This is a genomic window from Virgibacillus carmonensis (assembly GCF_057836705.1).
On record NZ_JBYQFJ010000018.1, the window covers coordinates 43,991 to 57,890 of the forward strand.

At 37.7% G+C, this 13,900-nt stretch carries 13 protein-coding genes; 5 read left to right on the forward strand and 8 right to left on the reverse strand.

Going from position 1 to position 13,900, the window contains the following annotated elements:
• Window positions 1–22: 22 nt before the first annotated feature.
• A complete protein-coding gene (locus tag AC3G7N_RS14120) occupies window positions 23–4,660 on the reverse strand; it encodes a cell wall-binding repeat-containing protein (protein WP_489422812.1) in 4,638 nt (1,545 codons plus the stop codon).
• Between the two features lie 275 nt (window positions 4,661–4,935).
• On the opposite strand from AC3G7N_RS14120, the gene AC3G7N_RS14125 reads away from it, so the two are divergent.
• Window positions 4,936–5,109, forward strand: a complete 174-nt coding sequence (locus AC3G7N_RS14125; RefSeq protein ID WP_489422813.1) for a hypothetical protein — start codon at window positions 4,936–4,938, stop codon at window positions 5,107–5,109.
• 289 nt (window positions 5,110–5,398) lie between these two features.
• Here the strand turns inward: AC3G7N_RS14125 and AC3G7N_RS14130 are convergent, their stop codons facing one another.
• From AC3G7N_RS14130 to AC3G7N_RS14145, 4 genes are all read right to left on the reverse strand, one after another.
• A complete protein-coding gene (locus AC3G7N_RS14130; RefSeq protein ID WP_489422814.1) occupies window positions 5,399–6,856 on the reverse strand; it encodes an APC family permease in 1,458 nt (485 codons plus the stop codon).
• Between the two features lie 125 nt (window positions 6,857–6,981).
• Window positions 6,982–8,097 carry an acyltransferase gene (locus AC3G7N_RS14135; protein ID WP_489422815.1) on the reverse strand — a complete coding sequence of 372 codons (1,116 nt, stop codon included), beginning with the start codon at window positions 8,095–8,097 and terminating at the stop codon, window positions 6,982–6,984.
• Between the two features lie 214 nt (window positions 8,098–8,311).
• Window positions 8,312–9,127, reverse strand: coding sequence for a hypothetical protein (locus AC3G7N_RS14140; RefSeq protein WP_489422816.1), 816 nt, complete (start codon window positions 9,125–9,127; stop codon window positions 8,312–8,314).
• A gap of 110 nt (window positions 9,128–9,237) precedes the next feature.
• Window positions 9,238–10,314, reverse strand: a complete 1,077-nt coding sequence (locus AC3G7N_RS14145) for a glycosyltransferase family 4 protein (RefSeq protein ID WP_489422817.1) — start codon at window positions 10,312–10,314, stop codon at window positions 9,238–9,240.
• A gap of 191 nt (window positions 10,315–10,505) precedes the next feature.
• On the opposite strand from AC3G7N_RS14145, the gene AC3G7N_RS14150 reads away from it, so the two are divergent.
• From AC3G7N_RS14150 to AC3G7N_RS14165, 4 genes are all read left to right on the forward strand, one after another.
• A complete protein-coding gene (locus tag AC3G7N_RS14150) occupies window positions 10,506–10,931 on the forward strand; it encodes a DUF2935 domain-containing protein (protein ID WP_489422818.1) in 426 nt (141 codons plus the stop codon).
• A 126-nt stretch (window positions 10,932–11,057) separates the two neighbouring features.
• Window positions 11,058–11,801 (forward strand): threonine/serine exporter family protein, encoded by a 744-nt coding sequence (locus AC3G7N_RS14155; RefSeq protein WP_489422819.1) that lies wholly within the window; start codon window positions 11,058–11,060, stop codon window positions 11,799–11,801.
• A 23-nt stretch (window positions 11,802–11,824) separates the two neighbouring features.
• Window positions 11,825–12,268: a threonine/serine exporter family protein gene (locus tag AC3G7N_RS14160; protein ID WP_489422820.1), complete on the forward strand. Its 444-nt coding sequence runs from the start codon at window positions 11,825–11,827 to the stop codon at window positions 12,266–12,268.
• A gap of 340 nt (window positions 12,269–12,608) precedes the next feature.
• Window positions 12,609–12,800, forward strand: coding sequence for a hypothetical protein (locus AC3G7N_RS14165; RefSeq protein WP_489422821.1), 192 nt, complete (start codon window positions 12,609–12,611; stop codon window positions 12,798–12,800).
• 251 nt (window positions 12,801–13,051) lie between these two features.
• On the opposite strand, the gene AC3G7N_RS14170 is transcribed toward AC3G7N_RS14165, so the two are convergent.
• From AC3G7N_RS14170 to AC3G7N_RS14180, 3 genes are all read right to left on the reverse strand, one after another.
• Window positions 13,052–13,132, reverse strand: coding sequence for a putative holin-like toxin (locus AC3G7N_RS14170; protein WP_489422846.1), 81 nt, complete (start codon window positions 13,130–13,132; stop codon window positions 13,052–13,054).
• Window positions 13,133–13,315: 183 nt separating this feature from the next.
• Complete coding sequence (locus AC3G7N_RS14175) at window positions 13,316–13,615, reverse strand: hypothetical protein (protein WP_489422822.1); 300 nt, start codon at window positions 13,613–13,615, stop codon at window positions 13,316–13,318.
• A gap of 36 nt (window positions 13,616–13,651) precedes the next feature.
• A complete protein-coding gene (locus AC3G7N_RS14180) occupies window positions 13,652–13,900 on the reverse strand; it encodes a hypothetical protein (protein ID WP_489422823.1) in 249 nt (82 codons plus the stop codon).

Sequence of the window (13,900 nt, forward strand, 5' to 3'; positions counted from 1 at the left end):
AACTTTTTGGTAATGGGTAATGTTATTGACCAAGAAGTTTATTAAGTGCATTTTCAACATCTTTACTAATTGCAATTGGTCCTCCAATAGCTGTTAGAAGATCTAAATTGTTTTTAGTAATAAAGTTTTCTACAACTTGTGGAACATGGTTTGTTACTAATAAAATGCCTTCCCCTCTTTTGGCAGCAAGCGCTCCACTTGAAAGGCCATCAGCAAAATGTCTGCCAGTTGCTACATAGTAATGATTTGTCTCTAGATCGAAATACTCTGCTACTGCGATTGCAGTTTCATAACGATTTCCACCTGCAACACGGTATGGATGTGGTAGTTCATTCATTAATTCTTCAGATACTACACTAGGTCCACCCACAACAAGTGTTTTACTCACCCCTAAGTCATACATTAATTTTTCAGCGGATTGAGGAATTTCCTCACCGTTTACTAATAGTATTGGTAATCCTTTCATAGCCGCATATGAACCTACAGATAGTGCATCTGGGAAGTTCATTCCATTTACAACTACTACTTCATTAGCGGAACCATTTTCAACAACCTTTTTTGCCACATTTACAGAAGTTTCAAAGCGGTTTTCTCCACCTATACGATGAACAGTAATTCCTTGTGATTTTAAAGCGACCTCAACTGACTTACTGACAGCGAGTTCTCCTCCAAGGATATAAACTGTTTCAGCGCCTAAACGAGCAATTTCTTCTTTAGTAACTTTTGTGAATTTATCAGACTCAGTTAACAACAGTGGTGCGTCATGCTTTTTAGCTAATGGAATACCCGCTAATGCATCTCCAAAGCGATCACCACGTGCTAAAACTACAGTGTCTGATTTTTCCCATCCTTCTTGACTTACTTCAACTGAAGTATGATAAAGAGTAGCTCCCGCTAAACGATCTACACGTGACTCTGTCTCATTACGATAGATTGTAAACTCTTCTGTCGTAACATTCCCAGCAATATCTTCAAGCGTTAACTTGAATACGTTATCACCAGGCTTAAGTGATAATTCGTGCTGTACAGTCTCATTGGAAGGCTTAACTACAGTCACCGGCCCTTTAAATGGTAATTCATACACGTGATTACCATTCACTTTAAATGATAAATACTGGTAATTATCTTTCAAATTAAAATCTACTGTTAGACTATCAACGTCATTGTCTACAACTTTTGGTACGTCATAATCCAAAATCGCGTTCGTTGTGTCAATGAAGATTGGACGGTTTATGGATATTTCTTTCCCAGAATTGTCAACTGCTTTAAGTTGGATGTCTTTTGCACCATCTTCTTTAAATGTAACAACTGTTGAGAAATTATATTTATTACCATCTTTCGTAAACTCTACTTCTTTACCATTAACGGTAAATGATTCTAGTGCCACATCTTCTTGCACATATCCGTTTACAGGAATTTCAAGCTGATTATAAAATCCGTATGGAGCCGGATTATTTTCATCTGCGTAGATAACTGGTATTTCATTATCCCCGAATGAAACTACATCAGTCGACTTGTTTGCCGCGTGGTCAAACGCTGCTACTTCAATCTTCGTTCCTTCAGATAATCCTGGTAAATTAACTTGCGTAGTACCAGCAGGAACATAACCTATTAACTCCCCATCAACTGTCACACTAAATTCAAGAATTCCAACTCCGCTGTCTGTTGCATCAAGAGCTAAAACTCCAGTCTCAGCGTTATACGTTGCGTTTACTTCAGGGGCAGTTGTATCCACGTATAATGGATATTTGTCTGATTGCCAATCCGCACCCTCGTAATCTATTAATGATTTAATCTCGTAGTAGTATACACCATCTTCTACTACATTTGATAGATTCGTTCCATCCCATTGTCTGTTCGGGTTGAAACTATAATAGGATCCACTACCACCGTTAAAGTAAGTTTTGCGGACATCATTTTGTATCAAAACGCGACGCAATTGTTTGTTATCTTCGTCTAAAATGTTGAATTGCACTTCTGCTGCATTACGCATAAATGCTGGTAAAGGATAGACTGTATCATAAAAGCCATCACCATTTGGTGAAACTGGATAATACTTTTCTCCGTCTACTACAACTGGTGCAACAAAATACCCTGCATCTCCATATAACATATCATGTCCAACACCTGGACCGAATAAGTCATCGAAGTTGTAGAATCTTTCTTCACCTAAATCCTGAATACCATCAAGTACTTCTGGCTCGTCCCAGTTACCATAGAAACCAACATATGGTACAGAAAGATCAGCAATTGTAGCATCTTCAGGAATTAATTTAACGTATCCCTCAACGAAAATGTTTTCTCTTAAGTCAAAAGTTGTTTCTTCCCCATCTACTGTTAGACCAGGAATTTTAGCATTAGTTAAATCAATTGAAACTGTAAAGTCAATTGATTGTCCTGCAGGAACCGTTATCGATTCAGGTGAATCAATATTTACATCTTTCATGTTTCCTGCAATTAATGCATTGTAGTTTTGTTCTGTAGCAGTCTTTTGTAATGTATCTGCTAATACACTTGTGTCAACATTATACGTAACATCTTCATCCGAAATATTCTCGGCTGTAAACGTCATATCAACTGTTTTAGATTGGAAATCTTTCAACTCTACTTTTGCTTCATTTGAAGATGATTCTACTACGGTTACAGGAGTACGAACTGCACTAAGCAATTGCATCATACCTGCACCTTGGCGTCTTGGAGAAAACGGCTGATCATTAAGATCCTTAATAATATCAGCTGTATTCATTAATAACACCTTAGTTAGTCGTGTACGTTCTTCAATAGTTAGATCAGCAAATCTGTCATCACTTTGCAAGTATTGTTGTACTAACGCAGATCCACCAGCAACGTGTGGAGCTGCCATTGAAGTACCACTCTTTACTCCATACTGATCATCGTTTAATGTAGAATAAATATTTCCACCTGGCGCAGTAATTTCCGGTTTAAGTTCTAAACTAGGCGTTGTACCCCAAGAAGTAAATGCTGTCATTCTACCCATTTCAGGTGATTCCTGTGAATTGATTTTCGATATATCTAATGTTGAAGCGCCTGAAGCTAAAACATCTTCTAATGCCGCTCCGTCTTCAGCATGTATCATGGTGAATGGAATTGCCCATCCGCCTTGATCTTCAAAGAATTGTGAAGTTCCGTGATCATAAACAATAATTCCTACAGCACCAGCAGCTGCTGCATTATTAGTTTTATCAATGAACGGAAGCACTCCTCGTTTGACAAGAACTACTTTACCCGCCACATCAACACTAGCGAATTCTTCTGGAGTACCACATACTTCACATGCCGTTCCAGGTACTTCTTCAACACCTTTTAATTGTGACAAACTCACTACTTCAAGTTCTTGTGATGCAGCTAAATCTGTCCAATCATCAACACCATAACCAGTAGCTTCAAATTCACCTACAGATACATTGTGTTGAAATAAATAAGCTGTATTACCAGATGCTGCAACTGAGATTGAATCTGTGTTTAATCCAGGAGCACCTACAACACCGATGTCAGGATTTTCATAGAATGGATTGTCCCATCCGTAACCAATATGACCAGAGTTACCTGCAGAAATTGCAGAAACGATTCCATTTTCTACTGCTCTAGTAATTGCTAAATTTTCAGGACTGTTAGCTTCATAGAATGATGCAGTTGAGCCAAGACTCATGTTAAGCACATCTGCTCCTAAAGCGATTGCATCATCAATTGCTGCTAAATACACATCAGACCATGTTGAAGGGAAATTAGGATCATTACTAAATACTTTCATACCTAGTACTTGTGCTTCAGGTGCAACACCCTTAATTCCTCCATTTTGTGGATCGCCATTAGCAACCACAGTACCAGCTACATGCATCCCATGTTCTGATGCTGCTGGTCCAAGGTCAAGTATCGTATCATTTTGGTCGTAATAGTTATAGCCAAAAGGTACTTTTTCCGTATAATACTTACCTTTGACTTCACCCTCACCAATAACCGTCTTTACCTCTTTCTTGGTAAGTTCTTCTTTTGTACTGTTACTTAATACAAAATCTTTATGTGAAGGATCTACACCTGTATCAATGACTGCTACTACCATGCCTTCACCTTTGATTTTTGCGTCCGCCCATGTTTGATGAGACTGGATATATTCATGGCTTGTATCCATGTTAGGCTCAATTACAGGACGATTATATTCGTTAGCTAAGTATACTTCCTTTACGTTTGCTACAGCTTCAATGTCTTCAATGTCTCCAAATTTCACTTCACCACTGAAACCATTAAATGAAACTGCATAATCGTAGTTATAATTTATGTCAACACCTTTTGATGAAATAGCATTTTTTGCAGTCTTTTGTTGTTTCTCTACTTTACTGGTTAATGAGTCTTTTGTTGAACGAGCAAGTTTTTTGTACATAACACCCTTTTTGTTGGCATACTCTAAAGGTGTTTCTCCGTCTAATTCAACAATTACTCTTACTTTTTCGCTATCTTTAAAATTAGCATCCAAAGTAGGGTCTTCTATCTTTTTAATTTTATCTAGTATACTTGTTTTGTTTAATTTAGAAGCATCAATTGGGTTTGCTTTTCCGCTTGTATTAGCAAAGGCAAATGTCCCGTTTGACAGAACTAAAAATAAAATTAAAACAACTGAAAAAATTCTCCGAAATTTGTACATTAATTGCTTTCCCCCTATCTGATTTTTTAACTGAAGTTAAAAGTCCTCCTTTCTACCAATTTATGACACATAACAACCTTAGTCTAAAATATTTACAAAAAAAAGTCAATTTAATTTGTGAATTTTCGCAAAAATTGTAATGTCATTCGTCATAAGACTTATTCATCTTAGTACTAGACTACTAGAAAAATGTTATCGATTTCCTCTATTGCACCAATAATTTTAGTGTGCTAATTTTAAATTAGCACAGATAAACGCACCTTGAGGAGGATATCATGAACAAAGTCAAATACACCATAATGGGGATTGCTCTATTTGTTTATACATTAGCTGTTATTGGCCTAACCACGATGATCGTTCATCCTGATCCGGATTATGATAAAAACACTTCATTGACCGAACAAGAAATAAATAATATGTGTGATGAACGTGAAAGTGTTGGGTTCTAGTCATTAGAAGAGCTCAGGGCGCCTTGAAAGACACGACAAGCATAAGCAGAGCGGTGCAGTGTGGATGGGTTTCCCATACGGAAGCGAACTGCTTATGTCTCGAGTGTCTAGGCGCTGGAGCTAGCCAGATTTTCGTTTATACTTTCTTTACTCTTTAGAAAACTTGGCTTATCGCCAAGCTTTAATATCGAAAGCCTTAGTTGCACTTATACTGATATTCGCTAAAAACTCATACTTTCTTATCCGTGTAAAAAATCCTTCGCTCTTTTTAGAGAGCGAAGGATTTTCTTTATTTCTCTTCTACATTAATTCTTTTATCTCCTAGGATTAGATAGTTCAGTTCTTCTTTTGGAATCTTGTTAAATTCAGTTCGTTTAACCAAATAGAACACTACTCCTAGAACAATCCATGACAGTAAGGCGACTCTTGATTCTATTCCAAGAAATGCAGGTGATCCTGGGAATAATAACAACCCTATAAAAGTTAAACTTGCTAACATCCCTATTACGGAAATGAATTTTTTTCCTGGCGCAACGACATGCTTTGCTGCGTTAAAGTCACTTCCCATTGACCATTTGAAGATACTAAATGCTGTAAAACATGTGTAGAAATAGGCAATTGAAACACCAATTGAGGACATATCTACTACCCACAATAACGCCTGTCGGCCAAACCATGGTGCAAACATAGCAATGATTGAAGTGAAAATAATACCTACATACGGTGTTTTATATTTTGGGTGGATTTTCGAAAATGCTTCAGGCAATATTTTCGCACGTGACATTGCGAATAGCAAACGACTTGCAGATATAATAAATCCATTAAGTCCTGTAAAAATTCCCATACTAAGTGCAATTGCCAGTACAATTAAACCAAACGTTCCAAGTATTTCTTGAACTGCAACTGCCGTACCCCAAATATTTCCTGACTCAGCCATTGCTTGCCAAGGACTTGCCATTGCTGTAGCAAGAATCATTAAGCTATACAGTATTCCAGAAAATAAAATGGCTAATATAATTAATGAAAACGCCTTTTTAGATGAAAAGTTAAATTCTTCTGCAGCCTGTGGAACATTGTCAAATCCGACATATGCCCATGGCGCGATTGCTACAATTGATATAATTGCTGCAAATGTCGTGGTGTCTGATGGAAAATACGGTTTGATATCTGCAAGTGAAGTCCCAGGATTTCCACCAATTAATGCTGTTATCAGGCCTACACCTATCAGCATTATGACGCAAAAAACAAATTGCATCCGCCCTGATAAACCAGTTCCACGAACATTTAAATATCCGAATACAATTAGTGCAATAGAAGCGATAAGGACTTCCATGCCATAAACATCCCAACCAGCAACTTGATATAAATGCAGATTTTCAATCACTTTAGGAAAAATAAATTTAAACATTAATGCGAATGCCGATGCATTCAAAGCAACAATACATATGTAACCAAGTGTTAAAAACCACCCACATATAAATGCGTGTGTTCGTCCTAAACTAACAAATGCATAAGCAAATTCTCCACCGGAGACTGGAAAGCTTTTAATAAGGAATCCATAACTTACTGCGATTAACATCATAAGCGCTGCACCGATTAAGAATCCGATGATAACACCAAGAGGTCCACCGCCACTCATCCAGACTGTTGGTTGTACAAATGCACCCCAACCTATTGATGATCCTAAAGCAATTGCCCATACCCAGTGTGGCTTTAATGTTTTTTTCAGTTTCGTTCGCTCTTCCATGCTTCGACTCCTTTTTTATTACCTTCTTTTTATGTTATCTCTCTTTTATACCAAAACTCAAGCTTTTTCGCAATTTTACTTTTCTATTAATTGAGTCATTCATAAATGCCGTTTGTTGAAAAATATTATTTGTATTGATATATGTTTTGACGGAAAAATGTTTTCATTCCCGGTTTTCCCTTCTGAAGTCCAGCATAGAAAAAGTATGCGATGATAAATACTGTTGGGGTGAATATTATTCTCCATAGAACAGTTTCTTGAAATTCATTTAAACCAAGTCGGTGCATGGATTGCCGAATAATTTCCATTATGAATATGTGAGATACATAAATTCCGACGGCATCTGCACCTATTTTTGACATAAATGAACCTTTTCCTATATTAGGATGTTTTATGATAGCCAGGAATAAAACAATAATCAAGGGAATAGTTGCTATAAAATAGTTTTGTCCACTCCCGTTCAACATTTCCATGGTTACAAAGGCCTCCATTACCTGTATAACCGATAAAACAACCAGAAAAATTATATACTCTATATTTAGTATCCTATTTGCCAACACTTTAATGGGCTCATTAAACTTGGCAAATATTGCACCTAAAGCTATATAAAATAAACCAAAAAACAAAGCGTCCCGTGTATTATACGAAACTTCATAAAACATGGAATAGGATTGTCCGAGTAAGCCATAAATATGCAGAACTATACTTAGAATAAATAGCACCTTCAATAATCTTAGCCTTACAAAAATAAATACGATTACAATCGACCATATTAAAGCCAACAAAAACCACAAATGCTGCTGTGGGGAATTAGATCCATAATAAGTAATGTCAATAAGACTAAAACTAGCTATAAAATCTTTGAACATGGACGACAATGCTTCAGCGTTTTTCTCTGTTTCAATAAAATTTATCCAAAGCTCAAATAGAAAGTAAAAAACAAACCATGTAATATAGAGTTTTACTAGCTTTATTATATATTTTCTAAAGTAAGCTAACTGCTTTTTGAATACAGATCCCTCGTAGCTATTATGGATACTAATCATCTTTTGCATAAATAAGTATCCAGATGTAATAAAGAAAAATGGAACAGCAAAGCGGGCAAATGAATCAATGAAGAAATCTATTCTACTCCCACTTACGTTTTCAATTTCAACTCCACTTACTGTGTTTGTGTGAATGACAATAACAAAAAATATTGCGAAGAATTTTATAAAGTCAATACTATAATTACGTTCCACTACATGACACTTCCTCTGTCTAGACCCCGTTGTTAATAGACTTTCCACATGTAATAATAGAACTAATTTGTTTATACCCTTTCTTATTGTGAGTTTAAACCTCGTTTTTTATGATATAAAAATACGTTTTTAACCTGTTTAGGTTGGGGGTCAAAGGCAATGAAAGGATATAAAAAAGACCTTATCCAGAGATAAAGTCTTCTTAGTCATTATTCTATTGACCATTTTTAGTTAGTTTCACTTTTAACTTATGATTTTCTAGACTGTTTATTTCTGTTTCTTCGCCTTCTATTGGGTCCTCTGGGTCCTCTGGGTCTTCTGGTTCTTCTGGGTTTTCAGTGGAGCCGTCATCTGATGGTGTGTCATCATCTTCTGGTGTCTCGTCGCCCTCTGATTCACCGTCATCCCCTGATTCAGTACCGGTATTTGTATCGTCAGTTGAGTCTTCTGCCTCTTCACTACCTGTTTCTTCAGTTTCTTCTTCCTCAGTTTGTTGATTTTCTTCCTCTATTCCATTATCTTCCTCTGCAGATCCTTCATCATTGTCGGATGTATCTTTTTCGGTATTGCCTTCCGTTGAACCTTGATTATTCTTTTCAGTTGAATTTCCATAATCATAATTGGTACCAGATGATTCTTGATAGGTTGATGTATTTGGCTCCCACGAAGATTCATAGCCTGAATCTTTTTGAACATACTTTTCATCGTAATCCTCGACAACTTCTTCGCTGTCCACCTCTGAACGTTCTTTTTCCAGTTCTTTTTCCTCTTCTTGCTCAGCAAGTGTCATTGTATCGGTTGCCACTTTTTCTCTAGGAAACTTAAAATCATCTATATCAATTTCTTCAACGTCTGCTTTTGCCTTTTTAGGCGCATCATCTATATGTTTAACTTTTTCTTCTGTATGTTCTTGTTGAAGGGTGTCTTTTTGTGAATTATAGTTATGTAATAATATGATTGAAATAATGGCTACGACACTAAAAATGTTAGCTGTGATTATTACTTTTTTCCACTTTGATTGCTTGTCCATTTTACACCTCCATATTACAAGTTTCTTCCATCATATAAGACAATTGGTGGGATGTAAATGAATCATGCCCAAATATTGGTTTTTTTTGCAAAATGTCGAATCTTGTATTGTTATTGGTTCTTTTTACGTATTTTTGTTATTTTTTTTAACGAATCAACAACTGGTCTTTTCCCATGCAAAACGAGTCCTGCAAATTCAGCAAAGATATGGATGATTAGCAATACAAGGATGGCGACAAGAAGCGTAACATAGAGTCTTGCATTGGAAAACAGAATAGCCATGGACCCGAATAACGCGCTAAAGGCATAGATGATTAATACAGCTTCGCGATGACTATAGCCTGCATTCAGTAATCGATAGTGTATATGTTTATTATCGGCAAGCATGATATTTTCTTTATTATATGCACGTCTAATGATGGCAAACAACGTGTCAAAAATAGGAACAGCTAATACGATGACTGGAATGATAAAACTAAATAATGTGATATTTTTAAACAACCCGAGCATGGATACGACAGCAATAGAATAGCCAAGAAAATTGGATCCAGTATCACCCATATATATTTTTGCTGGGTAAAAGTTATGGAATAGGAACCCGATGTTGGCGCCAATTAAGATAATACAGATGTATGCTGCTACTAGCTGGAAATCGATGATGGCCATGATGAACATACTGATTAGCCCGATGGTGGATACACCTGTTGCTAATCCGTCTAGGCCGTCTATTAGATTGATCGCGTTTGTAATACCGACCACCCATAGAATAGTAACTAGTACACTGACGAATCCCAAATCAATCATACCGAAGAATGGTATGGTTATTTTATCAATTATGAGACCTGAAGAAATGAGAAATGATGCTGCAATCAGTTGACCTGTTAGTTTGATAACTGGTCTTACTTGATATCTGTCGTCAATTGCACCTGTGATCAGAATCACAACTGCGCCGAAAATTATCTCTGGTAGATGTTCGTGTTGTGGTTGTAAGTAAAGCCCTCCCAAAATAACACCGAAGAAGATGGCGAGTCCGCCAAGCTTTGGTGTTATTGCCTTGTGGATCTTTCGATGGTTCGGGAAGTCCATTATTTTAAGTTTGATAGCTAGTTTCTTGACTGGATAGGTTAACAAATAAGTTGATAGGAGTGCAATTAGAAACGCGATAGATAGTTCAACATAGTTAAACATATGATTCTCCTAGTCGAGTTATATAGTATCTTTGATTATAGCGAAATATGTCGAGTGTGTGCAACTTGTACAGTGCGAATGTTGTAAAGGGCATTCTCTTTTACCTTGAAAATCTTTTTGTAACATGAAAATGGTACTTCCTTCATACCTATTATAGATGTGAACTTTTTCATATAAGGGGTTGGGCAGGGTTGCAATATTATTATGGGAATCAGTGGCCATTGCGTGTGCTGGATGAGTCGGAGTTTTGGAAAGAGCAGGAAGCGGAGCATACCGTAGTGATTCGGGAGTTATTGCCTGATTTGGAAAAAGATTTTGTGGAGGGTTTGAAGCGTTGGGAAGACGTTTTAATAACAACGAAACAGCATGTGACGCGATTTATTGAGTCTGTGATTCGGAGCAAGAACCAGATTTCTCCGCAACTGTCACAGCAGGTGTTGGAGTTGGCTTCATTTTGTTTGCAGGAGAGTGTAGCGTTCATCCAATTTTGCCGTAAAATAAAGTTGGAAAGCAAGGTGGTGGTGGATAACCAAATGGCCAAAACAGTTATCAATCACATAATCGATGAGTCGGAATATTTTATCGGTATTGCCCAAACAATTTTATATGAACACTAGCTAAACTCGTGCTGCTACTTCTGTAGGGGCACTTTTTTAATTTCCTTTCATTCGAGCAGGTAACCCGATATAATAATGAAATAGTAATGGTTGAACGGATTTTTTTATGGAAAGGTGGTATGTCGTATGAATATGGACGTTTCCATTGCGAAAGTCTGCATGCTTGCCGGGAAAATCATGCTGGAAAGTGGTGCGGAAACGTATCGCGTGGAGGATACGATGAACCGGATTGCAGTATCTTACGGGTTATCGAATGCGCAGAGTTACGCGACGCCAACTGGTATCATTTTTTCCGTTGATCGTGTGGAAAAGACGAACTTCATTCGAATCTCAACTCGATCGACAGACTTACATAAAATAGCGGAAGTTAATAGCATTTCCAGGAAATTGACTGGTGATGAACTGGTTCTATCCGAAGCATTGCTACTGTTAGAGGAAGTGGATCAGGCTAAAATTGCATTTGCAGGCTGGATTCAAATTGTTGCTGCAGCTTTTGTTGCTGGGTGTTTTACCATTATGTTTGGTGGCACGTGGGTGGACTTTATGCCATCTTTAGTAGCAGGTGGAATCGGTTATGCTGTAATGCTGGGCTTTGATCGGTTAGTAGAAATCCGCTTCATCTCAGAGTTTAGTGCGTCCTTCGTAATTGGGATTTTGGCAATTTTATTCATAATCAGTGGGATGGGCGTCGAAATGGATAAAATTATCATTGGTGCAGTGATGCCGCTTGTTCCTGGTTTGCATATTACGAATGCGGTACGTGACTTAATGGCAGGTCACTTGGTTGCTGGTGTTTCAAAAGGTGTCGAAGCTGTTCTTACCGCATTTGCGATTGGTGCAGGAATTGCAGTTGCATTTGCATTTATATAAGTTTTCCGGAAGGAGTGTTGGTCATGATTATTGCACAGCTTGCAACTAGTTTCGTTGCTGCAGCAGGGTTTGGTGTGTTATTTAACGCACCGAGGAAATCGTTGATTCAGTGTGGCTTAGTTGGGATGTTCGGATGGATTTTATATTACATGCTTGCTGACGGTGGAATGGATGTAGTTCCAGCAACAGTCTTTGCTTCGATGTTGGTTGCGGTACTAAGCCAAATCTGTGCACGCATCTTTAAAACGCCCATTATTGTGTTTATCGTATCAGGGATTATCCCCCTTGTACCTGGCGGGATTGCGTATGATGCAATGCGAAACTTTGTGGAGAATGATTATTATACAGCAGTACAATTGTCTGCGAAGGTTATGCTGTTATCTGGTGGAATCGCGATTGGATTGATGTTTTCAGAGGTGGCAAATCAGATTATCAAAAAACAAGTGATGAAGCGTTTGGAATCTTAGAAAACCGACGTGCATTATGCGGCGAGTTGGTTTTTTGTGGTGATTATGATTTCCTTTGGAGGTCTGATTGTTTCTATTCTGTAAATCGAAAAAATAACCACCATATCGCCAAGCAATTTAGGGGGATTATTTTGGTGATTTACTTCTAATATGTGAGCTATCCCTTTGAATGGTTACTTTCTATGTATAATTTTATCAGTAAGAGATTCGACTTAACGTTCCTTTTCGATCCAGAATATCAACGCTCATTCCGATGTGTTAAAATAATCGTAATGAAGTTGCCCAACTAATGGTTATTAATGTAGTGTGACTTTAACTTACTAAAGGAGGGGGAATCAAGGTGGATCAAAAGAACCGAAAAAAATTAAGAAAGTTTCTCATTGTTCATGTCCCAGCTTTACTATTACTACTATTATCAGTAACTTATGGTTCAAATGAATCATACCTTATTCCTGCTGTAATTCCCCTCTTAGCTCATAGCCTTTTTTGGGGATGGGTAATTATTGATGAGAAGCGCGCGGAAAAAGAATAGTATCCTAATAAACCAACTAAATAGGATCGCAACTTTTTCAGATTATCCATAATAATAGAACGGTCCTTCATGTAAAGGTGTTTAACAAATAGTCAAAATAAGGTATACTGTAAGTAGAAAGTAATACAATAATAAAGACTGAACGGTGCGCTAACACCATTCAGTCTTCGTGTAACAGCCCTTCAAAGGGGCGGCTCACAACTAGAAGTGAAAACAATCACCCTAATTGCTAACCAGTGCTCATAGGGTGGTTATTTTTTTTGACTTGACAGTATCGCAACAATTAGAGTTCCAAATGAAATCATTAGGAGAATAGTTTCGAAAGCTGTCATATCGCATCACCCCCTTTCTATATAGAAGGGAGTGAGCCACCACCCATGAAAAAGCCTTATTACACTATCTTTATTATATCAAAGACTCCTATTGGATTGGGAGTAATAGCAAAAAACGTACGAAAAAAATATAATACGTCCAGACATGAAAAGAACCAGGCTGGTTTGCCCGGGTTCTCAAGGTTAATCGGTTCTTTTATCAGATATCGCGCCTGTAATAAGTAGTGTAATCGCTGATATGATGTGCATTGTGATTCCAACGAACGGAATCCATGCAATGAGCGATGTAACAATACCAATGATACTTCCTACCGTTGGGCTGTTGTCGTTTTTGGATAACATTAATGTGATGATGTGTAGGACAAACATGACTACCAACGGGACATACGCTTGGCTCATGATAAATAGACCACCGATTAATGGAATGGCTAGAAAGGCTTCAAATCCTCCCGTGACTAGCCTCATAACTCGTGCTATTGACATAACTGTTCCTCCGTTCATCTTCCTGTATAGGATAAATTATATTCCCTGTATGGGCATGTGTAAAATGTAGTTGTTTTGTCGATCGACTTTTTCGGGCTGTGGATCAACTTTCCTGCAATGACGATCAACTTCCTCGTGGTGCCGATCGACTTCCTCGGGCTGTGGATCAACTTCCTCGTGCTGCCGATCGACTTTCCTGCAATGACGATCAACTTCCTCGTGCTGACGATCGACTTTCCTGCAATGACGATCAACTTCCTTACAGCTGAACGCGTGAACAACCAA